This window comes from Actibacterium sp. 188UL27-1 (assembly GCF_016901225.1).
GTDB lineage: Bacteria > Pseudomonadota > Alphaproteobacteria > Rhodobacterales > Rhodobacteraceae > 188UL27-1.
The window spans coordinates 206,872-220,996 of sequence record NZ_JAFEUL010000005.1; the positions used below are offsets into that span (position 1 = coordinate 206,872).

General features: G+C 60.2%; 12 protein-coding genes. 5 read left to right on the top strand and 7 right to left on the bottom strand.

Translation table 11 applies throughout. The annotated features are described in order from the left end of the window. Positions 1-15: 15 nt before the first annotated feature. From glmU to IU397_RS09355, 3 genes are read left to right on the top strand one after another with little or no spacing between them, the layout of a single operon-like run. Entirely contained in the window at positions 16-1,371 is a 1,356-nt protein-coding gene (gene glmU / locus IU397_RS09345; RefSeq protein ID WP_204412670.1) for a bifunctional UDP-N-acetylglucosamine diphosphorylase/glucosamine-1-phosphate N-acetyltransferase GlmU, read from the top strand. Then, a complete protein-coding gene (gene glmS, locus IU397_RS09350; RefSeq protein WP_204412672.1) occupies positions 1,371-3,188 on the top strand; it encodes a glutamine--fructose-6-phosphate transaminase (isomerizing) in 1,818 nt (605 codons plus the stop codon). Before glmU ends, glmS begins: the two co-directional genes overlap by 1 nt. Beyond that, the gene (locus tag IU397_RS09355) at positions 3,185-3,886 is read left to right on the top strand and encodes a DNA alkylation repair protein (protein ID WP_204412674.1); all 702 of its coding nucleotides are present in this window, start codon (positions 3,185-3,187) and stop codon (positions 3,884-3,886) included. Before glmS ends, IU397_RS09355 begins: the two co-directional genes overlap by 4 nt. On the opposite strand, the gene IU397_RS09360 is transcribed toward IU397_RS09355, so the two are convergent. Further along, on the bottom strand, positions 3,883-4,389 hold the full coding sequence (locus IU397_RS09360; RefSeq protein WP_204412676.1) for a hypothetical protein: 507 nt from the start codon (positions 4,387-4,389) through the stop codon (positions 3,883-3,885). The genes IU397_RS09355 and IU397_RS09360 overlap by 4 nt on opposite strands. 84 nt (positions 4,390-4,473) lie before the next feature. On the opposite strand from IU397_RS09360, the gene moaA reads away from it, so the two are divergent. Continuing rightward, positions 4,474-5,481, top strand: coding sequence for a GTP 3',8-cyclase MoaA (moaA, locus tag IU397_RS09365; RefSeq protein ID WP_204412678.1), 1,008 nt, complete (start codon positions 4,474-4,476; stop codon positions 5,479-5,481). Positions 5,482-5,546: 65 nt separating this feature from the next. Here the strand turns inward: moaA and IU397_RS09370 are convergent, their stop codons facing one another. Beyond that, the gene (locus IU397_RS09370) at positions 5,547-6,314 is read right to left on the bottom strand and encodes a glycosyl transferase (RefSeq protein WP_204412680.1); all 768 of its coding nucleotides are present in this window, start codon (positions 6,312-6,314) and stop codon (positions 5,547-5,549) included. A gap of 120 nt (positions 6,315-6,434) precedes the next feature. On the opposite strand from IU397_RS09370, the gene typA reads away from it, so the two are divergent. Next, complete coding sequence (gene typA / locus IU397_RS09375; protein ID WP_204412687.1) at positions 6,435-8,249, top strand: translational GTPase TypA; 1,815 nt, start codon at positions 6,435-6,437, stop codon at positions 8,247-8,249. 67 nt (positions 8,250-8,316) lie between these two features. Here the strand turns inward: typA and IU397_RS09380 are convergent, their stop codons facing one another. The 5 genes from IU397_RS09380 to recA all read right to left on the bottom strand — a co-directional run bounded on the left by IU397_RS09380 (position 8,317) and on the right by recA (position 14,006). After that, on the bottom strand, positions 8,317-9,279 hold the full coding sequence (locus tag IU397_RS09380) for a DoxX family protein (protein WP_204412688.1): 963 nt from the start codon (positions 9,277-9,279) through the stop codon (positions 8,317-8,319). Positions 9,280-9,336: 57 nt separating this feature from the next. Beyond that, the gene (locus IU397_RS09385; RefSeq protein ID WP_204412689.1) at positions 9,337-9,675 is read right to left on the bottom strand and encodes a hypothetical protein; all 339 of its coding nucleotides are present in this window, start codon (positions 9,673-9,675) and stop codon (positions 9,337-9,339) included. 204 nt (positions 9,676-9,879) lie between these two features. Further along, complete coding sequence (locus tag IU397_RS09390; RefSeq protein WP_204412690.1) at positions 9,880-10,167, bottom strand: DUF1330 domain-containing protein; 288 nt, start codon at positions 10,165-10,167, stop codon at positions 9,880-9,882. Then, positions 10,164-12,827: an alanine--tRNA ligase gene (gene alaS, locus IU397_RS09395; protein ID WP_204412691.1), complete on the bottom strand. Its 2,664-nt coding sequence runs from the start codon at positions 12,825-12,827 to the stop codon at positions 10,164-10,166. Before alaS ends, IU397_RS09390 begins: the two co-directional genes overlap by 4 nt. Positions 12,828-12,929: 102 nt before the next feature. Continuing rightward, complete coding sequence (gene recA / locus IU397_RS09400; protein WP_204412693.1) at positions 12,930-14,006, bottom strand: recombinase RecA; 1,077 nt, start codon at positions 14,004-14,006, stop codon at positions 12,930-12,932. Between the last annotated feature and the right edge of the window lie 119 nt (positions 14,007-14,125).

A 14,125-nucleotide genomic window follows, 5' to 3' on the forward strand; every position in this document is an offset into this window, starting at 1 on the left:
GCAGGCTGGGCAGTCATGGCGGTAAATCTAGTGGTCCTGGCCGCAGGTCAGGGGACGCGCATGCGATCGGACCTACCCAAGGTGCTGCACGAGGTCGCTGGTCAGTCGGTTCTGGCCCATGCGATGCAATCAGGCGCGGTTCTGGATCCCGAGCAAACGGTGATTGTGACGGGTCATGGTGCGGACCGGGTTGAGCAAGCGGCGCGCCAGATCGACTCTGACGTGCGCATCGCCGTTCAGGCCGAACGATTGGGAACGGCCCATGCCGTGGCCCAGGCCCGCCCCGCCCTGCCCGACGTCAGCGGCGATATCATTGTTTTGTATGGCGACACGCCCTTTATCAGCGGTGAGACCTTGGAGCGGATGACCCGGGCACGGCAAACCCATGACGTGGTGATCCTTGGGTTCGAGGCGGCGGATCCTGCCCGCTATGGCCGGTTGGTCATGGATGGCGACAGGCTGCTGCGGATCGTCGAGTTCAAGGACGCTTCAGATGAGGAGCGCGCCATAACCTTTTGTAATAGCGGCGTTGTTATGGCCAATGGTGCAACACTCTTTGATCTGGTCGATACGGTAGGAAACGACAATGCGGCCGGTGAGTATTATCTGACTGATGTCGTGGGCCTCGCCAATGATCGGGGTCTGACGGTCACCGCGGTCGCCTGCCCCGAGGCCGAGACGCTGGGCATCGACTCCCGCGCGGGTCTCGCCAAGGCAGAGGCGATCTTTCAGGCGCGCGCCCGAACCGAGGCGCTGGACAATGGCGTGACCCTGACCGCGCCCGACACCGTGTTCTTCAGCCACGACACCCATATCGGGCGCGATGCCATCATTGAGCCCAACGTGGTTTTCGGCCCCGGTGTCACGGTGGAAACCGGCGCCCGGATCCGCGCCTTTAGCCATCTGGAAGGATGCCATGTCTCGCGCGGAGCGGTTGTTGGCCCCTATGCCCGCCTGCGCCCCGGCGCCGAACTGGCAGAAGACGTCCGGATTGGCAATTTCGTTGAGGTCAAGAATGCAACCCTCGCGGCGGGGGCCAAGGTGAACCACCTGTCCTACATTGGCGATGCGAGCGTCGGCGAGGCCACAAATATTGGCGCGGGCACAATCACCTGCAATTATGACGGTGTGTTCAAGCACCAGACCACCATCGGGGCGCGCGCGTTCATCGGCTCGAACACCATGTTGGTCGCGCCGGTAAGGGTGGGAGATGAGGCCATGACGGCCTCCGGCTCTGTCATCAACCGGAACGTGCCGGAGGGCGCGATGGCGGTCGGGCGCGCGCGGCAAGACAATAAGGACGGGTTCGCACGGAAGATGTTTGCCCGTCTCAAGGCCCTGAAAGCGGCCAAAACCAAGGGAGAGCAGTGATGTGTGGAATTGTGGGGGTTCTGGGTCACCATGAGGCCGCCCCGATCATCGTTGAGGCGCTGAAACGTCTGGAATATCGCGGCTATGACAGTGCGGGGATCGCGACCATCCACAATGATCGGCTGGACCGGCGGCGCGCGGTCGGTAAGCTGATCCACCTGCAGGATCTGTTGGTACACGACCCCCTGCCTGGCAAATCCGGCATCGGCCATACCCGCTGGGCCACCCATGGCAGCCCAACCCGGGGCAATGCGCATCCCCATCGATCTGGCCCCGTCGCCGTGGTTCATAATGGCATCATCGAAAATTTCCGGGACCTGCGCGCGGACCTTGCTGCCAAGGGCTTGATGCAAGAAACCGAGACCGATACCGAGACGGTCGCGATGCTCGCCAATTACTACCTGAGCCAAGGCAACAGCCCACGCGACGCCGCCGCGCAGGTGCTGGCCCGGCTGGAAGGCGCCTTTGCCCTGTGTTTCCTGTTTGACGGCGAGGATGATCTGCTGATCGCGGCGCGACGTGGCCCCCCCTTGGCCGTGGGGCATGGTGAGGGGGAGGTCTTTGTCGGCTCTGACGCGATTGCCCTTGGGCCACTGACGGACCGCATCACCTATCTGGAAGACGGCGACTGGGCCGTTCTGACCCGTGACAGTGTTGAGATCCTGGATAGTCATGGACGCTTGGCCAACCGCCCCGTCAGCCGCGTGCAGCTTGACATGACACGCGTCGACAAGGGCGGCCATCGGCACTTCATGGGCAAGGAGATCGCCGAACAACCCACCGTCCTGGGCGACGCACTTGCCCATTATGCCGAAGGGGGGCAGATCACCCTGCCCGAGCCTGGACTGGACTTCACCGCCTATGACCGGATCAGCATGGTGGCCTGTGGCACCGCGTTTTATGCCTGCCTGACGGCGAAATACTGGTTTGAACAGATTGCGCGGTTGCCCGTTGAGGTCGATGTGGCATCCGAATTTCGCTACCGTGAACCGCCGATCCCGGGCCGGACGCTCGCGATGTTTGTCAGCCAGTCGGGGGAGACAGCCGACACGCTGGCGGCCCTGCGATACTGTGAGGACAAAGCCGCGACGATCGCATCGATTGTGAATGTCACCGAAAGCTCCATCGCGCGGGCCAGCGACTTGATCCTGCCGATCCGTGCCGGGACAGAGATCGGCGTAGCCTCGACCAAGGCGTTCACTTGTCAGTTGACAGTGCTGTTCCTGCTGGCGCTGAAGGCCGCGCAGGATCGTGGCGTGCTTGGCCGGCAAGACGTCACCAAGCATCTGGAAAATGTTCAAAGCCTGCCTGGCCTGATCAGTCAGGCCATGGCGCTGGATGAACAGTTTGAGACCGCAGGCAAAGGCTTGGCCGAAGCGCGTGATATCCTGTTCCTGGGCCGTGGCGCGATGTTCCCGCTGGCCATGGAAGGGGCGCTGAAACTCAAGGAAATCAGCTATATACATGCCGAAGGTTACGCATCCGGCGAATTGAAACACGGGCCTATAGCGCTGGTCGACAAGACGGTCCCGGTGGTCGTCATGGCACCGCCTGATGCCGTCTTTGACAAGACAGTTTCGAACATGCAGGAAGTGATGGCTCGCGGCGGCAAGGTTCTGTTGGTCACCGACAAAACCGGCGCGCAAACCGCTGGCGAAGGCGCCTGGCAGGTCATCACAATGCCGCCTTGTGCATCAGAGCTGGCACCCATCCTTTATGCCATTCCCGCACAGCTTTTGGCCTATCACACCGCCATGGCCAAGGGCACGGATGTCGACCAACCCCGCAACCTCGCTAAATCCGTAACGGTGGAATGACGCCCGAAGCGGCCCTTGATGCATTGCGGGCCAAAGCCGATCCGGGCAAGGCGGCGGATATGGCGGCCTATCACAAGGCCGACCGGCCCTATCTTGGCGTGGCGAACCCGGTTCTGGACGATCTGGCCAAGGGATGGCGTCAGTCCTTGGATGTGCCTCAACGGGTGAACCTGGCCCGGGCCTTGTGGCACACCAACATCCATGAGGCGCGCATGGCGGCTGCCAAACTGTTAACGCAGGCCAGGCTCAGGCCCGATGACGCGGCGTGGGATCTGATCCAGTCTTGGGCACCGGATTTCGATGCCTGGGCAATTGCGGACCATGCCTGCATGGCGGGACAACGGCGGTTGTTGGCGGATCCGGGTCGCGTGGATCAGGTGGCAGAGTGGACGCAATCGGACCACATGTGGACGCGGCGCGCGGCACTTGTCATCACCCTGCCCTGGACCAAGCAAAACCACCCTACCGAGCAGGATCTGGCGATCCGGGACCGCGTGCTGGGTTGGGCCGCTGACTACGTTTCAGACAAGGAGTGGTTCATCCAAAAGGCGGTCGCATGGTGGCTGCGCGATTTGTCAAAACACGATCCCAGCCGCGTGGTCACGTTTCTTGAAAAGCATGGAGCGACGATGAAACCCTTTGCCCGCAACGACGCCGCACGAAAGTTGCCGACCGACCTCAAAACGGGCCACAGCTAGCCTGGATTGCCGATCACGATCAATTCGGGCAGGTCAGTCAGCGGCGCCTCAAGCGCGCGGAATGCCGCGAGCGAAACACGGCTGCCCGCTGCCGGGTCAGTACCCGAGGGGCGCAATTCAACTGTCACGGTCTTGCCGCTGGCCGGATAGCTCAGCCGCCCTTCCTGCGCCGATGTGACCAGACCGGTTTCGGCCCAGAAGCCGGGATCGGTCGGATCACCGAGTGAGGCGATTGTGCGCCCCAATTCCCGCCGGCCACCGCTTGGGGCCGTTGCCGTGGCTGCCGCGCGTTCCTCCGCCGTGGTCGTATCGAAGTCATCCGCTGTGCGCGCGCCGCTTGTCAGACTATCGGTTTCGGGCCGGGCCTCAGGGGGTTGCGCCGCCACCGCTGGCGCTGGCTCGGACTGACCGCCGCGCATCCGATCAAACGTACCCGAAACGCGCGCGCAACCCGCAACGGCGAGAAGAAGAATGAGGATTGCGAGAGGTCTGAATACCGACATACGACGAATGTATCCCGCTGCTGTGGGACCTTCAACGCGCAATGCGGCTTGCGGCGCGGGTTCGCGCATCCTAGCTTTACTTCTATGACCGCTCCTTTGATTGATCCCTTCCAGCGCGCCATCAGCTATTTGCGCGTCTCCGTCACCGACCGTTGCGATTTTCGCTGTGTCTATTGCATGTCAGAAAACATGCAGTTTCTTCCCAAAAAGGAGTTGCTGAGCCTTGAGGAGCTGGACTGGATCTCGACCGTGTTTGTCCGGCTGGGCGTGCAGAAATTGCGCATCACTGGTGGGGAGCCATTGGTGCGGCGCGATATTCTGAAATATTTCCAGGGCATGTCACGGCATCTGGACAGTGGTGCATTGCGCGAACTGACCCTGACCACGAATGGTAGCCAACTTGAACGGTTTGCCGCAGATCTGGTGGCCTGTGGTGTCAAACGGGTCAATATATCCCTGGATACGCTGGATGAGGCGAAATTTGCCGAGATCACACGCTGGGGCCGCCTTCCCCAGGTGATGCGCGGCATCGATGCGGCTCAGGCCGCCGGTCTGAGGGTTAAGATCAATGTCGTGGCGCTGAAAGGTTTCAACGAAGCAGAGTTGTTCGACATTGTCGCCTGGTGTGCCGATCGGGATATGGACCTGACCTTTATCGAGGTGATGCCCATGGGCGATCTGGGCAATGAAGATCGGTTGGATCAGTATTGGTCCCTCAAGGATCTGCGCATGCGGTTGGGCGAGCAATATCAGTTGACGGATTTGGCCGAACGCTCTGGCGGGCCTGCCCGCTATGTACGGCTGGAAGAGACGGGCCAGAAAATTGGATTTATCACGCCGCTCAGCCACAATTTCTGCGAAAGCTGCAATCGGGTGCGCCTGACCTGCACGGGTGAATTGTATATGTGTCTGGGGCAAGAGGACATGGCCGACCTTCGCGCCCCGATGCGGGAGCATCCCGGCGATGACGACGTTCTCGAAGATGCCATTCGGGCAGCGATTAGGCTGAAACCAAAGGGCCATGATTTCGACTATTCGCGCCAAAAGGTCGATGGTCAGATGACCCGGCATATGAGCCATACCGGCGGCTAATGGGAGGCCCGTGCCGGCCTGCCTGCGGCGCGAGTATTTTCGACAATAAGAAAGTGGGATTGGCGCTATTCGACCCAGTGGTCGGCTATCCAGGGTGTGGGGCGGCAATAGCGCAGGGCCGAGCCGGAATAGCCTTTGATGGCCTCTGGCATCTTTGGACGGCCGTGGAAGCAGACGACGCGGGCATTGGCGGGTTTTCGTGCCCTGCGGAGCCAGTTGAGCGGCGGCAGATCCAGGCAGTCATGTTTGAAGCTGACCACCTGGTCGGGCGGGAGGTAGGCGAACTGGTTTTTCTCTTGGGCCAGGGTCGAGGTGTAGCGCTGTTCTGATCCGCGCGCCTTTTCGACCTCTGCCGTGGGATTGGCGGCCAGGGTTTCGTAGAGCCAGCCATGGAGCGCCGGATCGAAGCGGAAAACCGATCCGTGGCCGGTTTTGCGGCCCCGGCGCGCCTCCACCCAGTCGGCGCGCATCGCGACCTTGCCCGGCGCGTGGTTTAGGATGTCATCGAGCGGACCGGTGATTGCGACATCAAGATCAAAGCCGAGCAAGGGTCCGTCCAGATCCGGGATCAGGCCGGGGCGAAACAGGCTCACCTTGCGCATGGCCCCCTGGCGGTTAGCGACGGCGAGGGCAGCGTTCATCTGGTCATGGAAGGGCTCGACCGGCAGATCCAGCGCCTCGATCGCCGGATCAAACCCCGTGCGATCCTCTGTCATGCAAAAGAAGCGCACATCGCCGCTGAGATGCCGCCGCGCCCCGGCAAAGAGGCGGTTTACGTATTCCGGGCCAAACAGCGTGCCCCACTTGATGCAGATGACATTGGCGGTGGTCATAGTCCGGTGCCTTAACGTCCCCAGCGTCCAAACGCCACCAGCCCGCCCTTTTGTCTGGCTATTTCTGCAACTGCACGGTAGGGCGCCTGCAACTTCGAAAGATCTCAAGGACGCATCGCAATGGATTTGCGCAATATCGCCATCATCGCCCACGTTGACCATGGCAAGACAACATTGGTGGACGAGCTGCTGAAACAGTCTGGCGCGTTCCGCGATAACCAGGCCGTGGCCGAGCGCGCCATGGACAGCAACGACCTGGAGCGGGAGCGCGGGATAACGATCCTGGCCAAGGCGACCAGCATCGAATGGAAAGACACACGGATCAACATCGTAGACACGCCGGGCCATGCGGATTTCGGTGGGGAAGTGGAGCGGATCTTGAGCATGGTCGACGGTGTTGTGCTGTTGGTCGATGCCGCCGAAGGACCCATGCCGCAGACCAAGTTCGTGACGTCAAAGGCCCTGGCCCTCGGGCTTCGACCCATCGTCGTGCTGAACAAAGTTGATAAGCCGGATGCGGAGCCTGATCGCGCCTTGGACGAGGTTTTTGACCTTTTTGCCTCTCTCGATGCCAATGACGAACAGCTGGATTTCCCGACCATGTATGCGTCGGGCCGCAGCGGCTGGGCAGATATGGAATTGGACGGCCCGCGCAAAGATCTGTCGGCCTTGCTGGATCTGGTCGTGGAGCATGTGGAGGCCCCTGCCCAGATCGCCCGCCAGTCAGAGCAATTCCAGATGCTGGCCACGACCCTGGGCAGCGATCCCTTCATTGGCCGCATCCTGACAGGGCGGGTCGAGGCGGGCACGCTGAAGACAGGTGAAACGGTCAAGGCGCTTGGCCGCGATGGCAACAAGATCGAACAGTTCCGCGTGACGAAGATCCTGGCCTTTCGCGGCCTGACCCAACAGCCGATTGACGTGGCGGAGGCTGGCGACATCGTCTCCCTTGCCGGGATGGCCAAGGCGACTGTGGCAGACACGATCTGCGATACCGGGCTGGACACGCCCCTGCCCTCGCAACCCATCGACCCGCCGACGATCACCGTAACCTTCGGGATCAATGACAGCCCGCTGGCGGGCAAGGATGGCAAAAAGGTCCAGTCCCGGGTCATCCGCGAACGTCTGATGAAAGAAGCGGAGTCCAATGTCGCCATCCGGATCAGCGATACGCCCGGCGGCGAGGCGTTCGAGGTTGCCGGTCGCGGCGAATTGCAGATGGGCGTTCTGATCGAGAATATGCGGCGCGAGGGGTTCGAGTTAAGTATCTCACGCCCACAGGTTCTGTTTCAGGAAGACAACGGCCAACGCATGGAGCCTGTCGAAGAGGTTACCATCGACGTGGATGACGAATACTCCGGTGCCGTCATCGAAAAACTGACCGGCACACGCAAGGGCGACCTGGCCGAGATGCGCCAGAATGCGGGCAAGACCCGGATCATCGCCCATGTCCCCTCGCGCGGCTTGATCGGCTATCATGGCGAGTTTCTCACCGATACGCGCGGCACTGGCGTGCTGAACCGCGTGTTCCATGAATGGGCGCCCTATAAAGGATCGATCCCCGGGCGGCGCGCAGGCGTTCTGATCTCAATGGAAAATGGCACATCGGTTGCCTATGCGCTGTGGAACCTGGAAGATCGCGGACGGATGTTCATTGGCGCGCAGGAGGCGATTTATACGGGCATGATCATCGGCGAGCACAGCCGCGAGAACGACCTGGAAGTGAACCCGCTGAAGGGCAAGAAACTGACGAATGTACGGGCCAGCGGCACCGATGACGCCGTGCGCCTGACCACGCCAATCACCATGTCGCTGGAAGAGGCGATTGCCTATATCGACGATGATGAACTGGTGGAAGTCACGCCCAATGCGATCCGCCTGCGCAAGCGGTATCTGGATCCCCATGAGCGGAAGCGTCAGGCCCGTGCCAGCTAACAGTTTTCGATAGAGATATCAGCGTGACAGAAAAGGCCTGCCGTGTTTAGCAGGCCTTTTTATCTGATCAGACGCGGGATGCCCCGAATAAAACGCCCATTGGCTTTTGCGCCAATTCACCCACACGCAACAGCGAACCGCCGGAAAACCGGGCAAGGACCAGGGCCGCGGCCAGGAACGCAAATTCCCGCTTGAAGCTGTTGAGCGTGTCCCAAAACGACTTGTCGGGCGCCATTGTCCCGATGGCAAAGACCACCAAGACCGCGACCGTTGCAACCGCCGCGATACGAACCCCATGTCCGGCAACAAAGATCGCGCCAATGATGAGCAGCAGCAATGGCACACCAATCCAGGATTTGACGTGATCCAGCCCATAGAACGCGCCTCCAGCAAGCAGGGGGAGCGCAATCGAGATACGCAAAACCAAGGCAAGCACCGGCCATGGCAGCGCTTCCGACGGTGCTCCGCGCGCCATAAGGCGTTCATCCAGGCTGTGGCGACCAGACCCGATCAGGGCCAGAACCAGGCAGATGCCCGACAGACCAACATCCCGGATCTGCACGATCAGCGCGGGAGTCAGATAGGTGCTTTGATCCGTGGCGGCCCCCGGCGTGGTCAAAACGGGCAATGCCGCCACGAACGACCACATCAGAACGCCAAAAATGATGGCCAATGGCCGAATGAACACACCAAGGATCAAGGCAATGCCCGCCAGCAATTCAAATGCCGACAGGGCGGTCAGAAAAGCCCAGGGCGTCAAGAGACTGTCGGTGAACAGGTAATCCTGGAAGAACGCATTGATATAACCATTCGGTGCCATGTACCTCGTCACCAAATCGCCGGCGCGATCCGGGTCCAGCGCGCGGGATAGTTTCCACCAGCCACCGGTCAGGAAAACACCACCCAGTCCAAGGCGCAGGGCAAGGGCCACATGATCCAACTGGGCACGGTTCAGGTCCGACGGACCGGCATCGACAAGGGTTTGGGCATGGCGACGCCAGTCGCCCGAGGCTACGGGAGTATCAGTCATTTTCATCTCCGATATCAAAATGTGAGAGTGAGGGCGCATAGGCGCTTCAATCGCTCATCACACTTTCGGAGGATCAGGATCAAAACCGGGTTCAATTCCAATCAAAGGTGCGGTGCCATGATCAATAACCTGGCGAGCATTCAGGTCGCCGAAGGGGATGATGGAAAGGGTCAACAGGTTCGACGCACAGCCGCCACCGCAGGTCATGGCAACCCCAGCACAGTCCCCGTCGCAAGGCGTGTCATCTGGTGTTTCACCGCCAGCAACGGAACCAGCAATCGGTTCACCCTGGATCGCCGCAAATACCTGATCTGCAACACCGACATTTATTAAAAGGGTGGTGACAACCAATAAACGGAGTGCAAAAGAATATAAAAATTTTAGGATCATCTGCATCTTTTTACCATTTTCAGGTCAAAAAAGGGGCGACACGCTCAAAATCACCGACGTAACAGCTATGGCCAGAGAATACAGATACTGGCAGACTGCAACCGTTAATCGCGCCTAGTCACAATGATATTATTTGGCGGATCAATGAGTATTAATCGGTAGGGTTCCGCCTATTCGGCAAGGATCACACTGCAAATGCCGTGAACAAAATCACGCGCCTTCCACAATCACCAAATCCCGCTCTGCCGCACCTTTTGCATGGCTCATCGCCTCCTGGTATTCGCGCGAACGATAGCAGGCCTCCGCCGCCTCAAGTGATGGGAACTGGGCCAGAACGTTGCGGGCCCGGTCCGTCCCTTCAAGCTGCAGGTAACGCCCGGCGCGCGCCAAAAAGGTGCCGCCATGGGCCGCAATTGCCTGCGTGGCCAGGGCGGCATAGCGGCCATAGGCCTCTTCATCTGTCACGGTGACATGGGCAATCCAATAGGCGGGTTTCATGCGCTGGTCTCCAAAAGGGTTTCGGCGGCCTTGATCGCGGCATCTGCATTGGCGGCATCACGACCGCCGCCTTGGGCCATGTCCGGTCGGCCACCGCCCCCTTTGCCGCCCAATTCAACAACGGCGGCTTTGACCAGATCAACGGCTGAGATCCGACCTGTCAGATCCTCGGTCACGCCAGCCGCGACCGCCGCCTTGCCATCCGCGTCGGCGATCAGCAGGACAGCACCGGATCCCAGGCGGGATTTATGGGCGTCGATCAAACTGGGCAGATCCTTACCGGTGACACCCGACAGGATCTGCGCGATCAGGGTGACCCCACCCACCTCGCGCCCTTCGGGCTGCGGCTGATCTCCACTCGACAGGGCCAAGTCGCGGCGGAGCTGCGCCAGTTCGGCCTGCATTGCCTTGCGCTCGTCCAACAGGGCCTGCACGCGCGGCACGACGTCCGCCACCGGAGCTTTCACCGCCGAAGCTACCTGGGCCAATCGCTGGTCTTGTTCGGCAAGATACCTGCGCGCGGCTTCCCCGGTCAGCGCTTCGAACCGACGCACCCCGGCCGACGATGCGCTGTCACCCAGGCTAACAAACAACCCAATATCGCCTGTCTGGCGCACATGGGTGCCACCGCACAGTTCCAGCGAATATGTCTGGCCATCTGTGCCCTTACCGGTGGCCGCCTGCCCCATGGAGACAACGCGGACCTCATCGCCATATTTCTCCCCGAACAGAGCCTGCGCACCGATCGCACGGGCATCATCCGGGGTCATGATCCGTGTCTCGACAGTGCTGTTCTGGCGGATATAGGCATTCACTTCGGCCTCGACCGCGCTCAGATCCGCCCCCGACAAAGCCGCCCCATGAGAGAAATCGAACCGCAGCCGATCCGGCGCATTCAGTGAACCGCGCTGTGCAACATGATCGCCCAACCGCACCCGCAAAGCCTCGTGCAGAAGGTGCGTGGCGGAGTGATTTGCGCGGATCATTGTCCGGCGGTCGTGGTCAATCCGCAACTCCGCCCCCGTGCCAGGTGTCAATGCGCCATCGGTGACCTGAGCTATATGCAAAAACAGACCGGCCGTTTTGATCGTGTCGGTGATCGTCGCCTGCCCGGTTTCGGTTTTTAGCGTGCCGGTATCGCCGACCTGTCCGCCGCTTTCGGCATAAAACGGGGTTTGGTTCACGATCACCGTCACGCTCTCGCCTGTCTTGACAGTGTCAATCGCAGCACCGTCGCAAACCAATGCAAGGATCTGCCCCTCAGCAGTCTCAGTGTCGTAGCCCAGAAACTCGGTGGGGCCATGCTGTTCTGCCAGATCGAACCAAATGGCGGCATCCTTGGCCTCACCACTGCCCGACCAGGCGGCACGGGCCTTGGCTTTCTGTGCCTCCATCGCGGCGTCAAAGCTTGCGACATCCACTTCACGGCCCTTTTCGCGCAAGGCGTCCTGAGTCAGATCCAGTGGAAAACCGTATGTGTCATAGAGTTTGAACGCCGTTTCCCCCGGAAGCGTGACACCGTCCGGCAATTTGGCCAATTCATCATCCAGAAGGCCCAAACCACGGTCAAGCGTCTGGCGAAAGCGGGTCTCTTCGGAGCGCAGCGTCTCTTCGATCAGGGACTGGGCCTGCCCCAGTTCCGGGTAAGCAACGCCCATTTGCCCAATCAGGTTGGGAACCAAGCGATGCATCAGCGGTTCATCGACGCCCAGTTGATGGGCGTGACGCATCGCGCGACGCATGATCCGGCGCAGTACGTAACCGCGCCCCTCATTTGACGGCATCACGCCATCAGCGATCAGAAACGAGGTCGAGCGCAGGTGATCCGCGATCACCCGGTGATGCACCGATTTGCCTTCGACATCGGGGGCCACACCGGTCAGGTTGGCCGAAGCCTCGATCAGACTGCGCATGAGGTCGGTTGCGTAGTTATCGTTGGTGCCTTGAAGCAGCGCCGCCACCCGTTCCAACCCCATGCCCGTATCTATGGACTGGTTCGGCAGATCGGTTCGGCTGCCATCTTCATGCTGTTCATATTGCATGAAGACGAGGTTCCAGATCTCCACAAACCGGTCACCATCCTCCTCGGGGCTGCCCGGAGGACCGCCCCAGATGTGGTCGCCATGGTCATAGAAGATCTCAGAGCTTGGGCCGCACGGGCCGGTCGGACCCATCATCCAGAAGTTGTCATCCGTCGCGATGCGAATGATCCTGTCATCGGACATCCCGGCGACCTTCTTCCAGATCTCTGCGGCTTCGTCATCGGTATGATAGACCGTGACCAACAGCTTGTCGGCATTGATGCCCAATTCCTTGGTCACCATGTCCCAGGCAAACGGGATGGCGTCAGATTTGAAGTAATCCCCGAACGAAAAATTTCCCAACATCTCGAAAAACGTATGGTGGCGGGCGGTGTAACCCACGTTATCAAGATCGTTGTGTTTGCCGCCGGCCCGCACGCATTTCTGGGCGGTTGTCGCGCGGGTGTAATCGCGGGTCTCGACACCGGTGAACAGGTTCTTGAACTGCACCATCCCCGAATTTGCGAACATCAGGGTCGGGTCGTTGCGCGGCACCAGTGGTGAGCTGTCCACAACCGCGTGGCCCTGCGCTTTGAAGTAGTTCAGAAAAGTTGCGCGGATATCGTTCAGGCTGGCCATCGGTCCTCTCCCGGCTGGGGTCCATCGGGAGGTTTAGCGGCGTGGCGAAAGGGTGTCCACAGCAAGAAGCCGGGGCAGTTCGGCCCCGGCATCAGGTGGCGATCAGGCCTCCATCAGGTCGTCGTCATCCTTGCCGCCCGGCGGCATATCGAAATCCAGGCCATGCGCTGCGCGGATCTTGTCTTCAATATCGATGGCAATCGCGCTGTTTTCCTTCAGGAAGGTCTTGGCATTCTCACGCCCCTGCCCAATCCGTTCGTCGCCATAGCTGAACCAGGCACCCGATTTTTCGACCACGCCAGCTTTGACGCCCAGGTCCAGTAACTCACCCATTTTGCTGATGCCTTCACCATACATGATGTCGAATTCGACCTGCTTGAACGGCGGCGCGACCTTGTTCTTCACGACCTTAACGCGCGTGGCGTTGCCAACAACTTCGTCACGATCCTTCAGCGCACCGATGCGGCGAATGTCCAAGCGGACGGAGGAATAGAACTTCAGCGCATTGCCGCCTGTGGTGGTTTCGGGCGAGCCGAACATGACGCCGATCTTCATACGGATCTGGTTGATGAAGATCACCATGCAATTGCTGCGCGCGATGGAGCCGGTCAACTTGCGCATGGCCTGGCTCATCAAGCGGGCATGGACACCGACAGAACTATCGCCCATGTCGCCTTCCAGCTCCGATTTGGGCGTCAGCGCCGCCACCGAATCCACGATGACCATGTTCACGGCACCGGAGCGCACCAGCGTATCCGTGATCTCCAACGCCTGTTCACCTGTATCAGGCTGGCTGATCAACAACTCGTCAAGGTCAACGCCCAACTTGCGCGCATAGAGCGGATCAAGCGCATGTTCGGCATCGACAAAGGCGCAGACACCGCCCTTTTTCTGCTCTTCGGCCACGCAATGTAGCGTCAGGGTGGTCTTGCCCGAACTTTCGGGGCCATAGATCTCGATAATTCGGCCCTTCGGCAGGCCACCGATGCCAAGGGCGATATCAAGACCCAGCGATCCGGTCGAAGTCGCCTCAATCTCGGCAATGGGGTTGTCACCCCCCAGCTTCATGATCGAGCCCTTGCCAAACTGCCGCTCGATCTGGGCGAGCGCGCTGTCGAGCGCCTTTTGTTTATCGGCGGTTTTTTTATCCGGCATTGTCAACAGATCCGCATTTGCCATGTCCTGTTTTCCTTATCTCATAGGCCGCACGGGGCGGCAACGGGCGCTCTTGTTCCTCTATTGTTCGCAACATGTGCAGGACAAGCCCGAACATTTCAAGAAAGTTCTTCCTAAATTTT

Excerpts from the sequence above, each read along its gene's own strand:
- glmU (WP_204412670.1), top strand. The coding sequence starts at position 16 with ATGGCGGTAAATCTAGTGGTCCTGGCCGCAGGTCAGGGGACGCGCATG.
- glmS (WP_204412672.1), top strand. The coding sequence starts at position 1,371 with ATGTGTGGAATTGTGGGGGTTCTGGGTCACCATGAGGCCGCCCCGATC.
- IU397_RS09355 (WP_204412674.1), top strand. The coding sequence starts at position 3,185 with ATGACGCCCGAAGCGGCCCTTGATGCATTGCGGGCCAAAGCCGATCCG.
- IU397_RS09360 (WP_204412676.1), bottom strand. The coding sequence starts at position 4,389 with ATGTCGGTATTCAGACCTCTCGCAATCCTCATTCTTCTTCTCGCCGTT.
- moaA (WP_204412678.1), top strand. The coding sequence starts at position 4,474 with ATGACCGCTCCTTTGATTGATCCCTTCCAGCGCGCCATCAGCTATTTG.
- IU397_RS09370 (WP_204412680.1), bottom strand. The coding sequence starts at position 6,314 with ATGACCACCGCCAATGTCATCTGCATCAAGTGGGGCACGCTGTTTGGC.
- typA (WP_204412687.1), top strand. The coding sequence starts at position 6,435 with ATGGATTTGCGCAATATCGCCATCATCGCCCACGTTGACCATGGCAAG.
- IU397_RS09380 (WP_204412688.1), bottom strand. The coding sequence starts at position 9,279 with ATGACTGATACTCCCGTAGCCTCGGGCGACTGGCGTCGCCATGCCCAA.
- IU397_RS09385 (WP_204412689.1), bottom strand. The coding sequence starts at position 9,675 with ATGCAGATGATCCTAAAATTTTTATATTCTTTTGCACTCCGTTTATTG.
- IU397_RS09390 (WP_204412690.1), bottom strand. The coding sequence starts at position 10,167 with ATGAAACCCGCCTATTGGATTGCCCATGTCACCGTGACAGATGAAGAG.
- alaS (WP_204412691.1), bottom strand. The coding sequence starts at position 12,827 with ATGGCCAGCCTGAACGATATCCGCGCAACTTTTCTGAACTACTTCAAA.
- recA (WP_204412693.1), bottom strand. The coding sequence starts at position 14,006 with ATGGCAAATGCGGATCTGTTGACAATGCCGGATAAAAAAACCGCCGAT.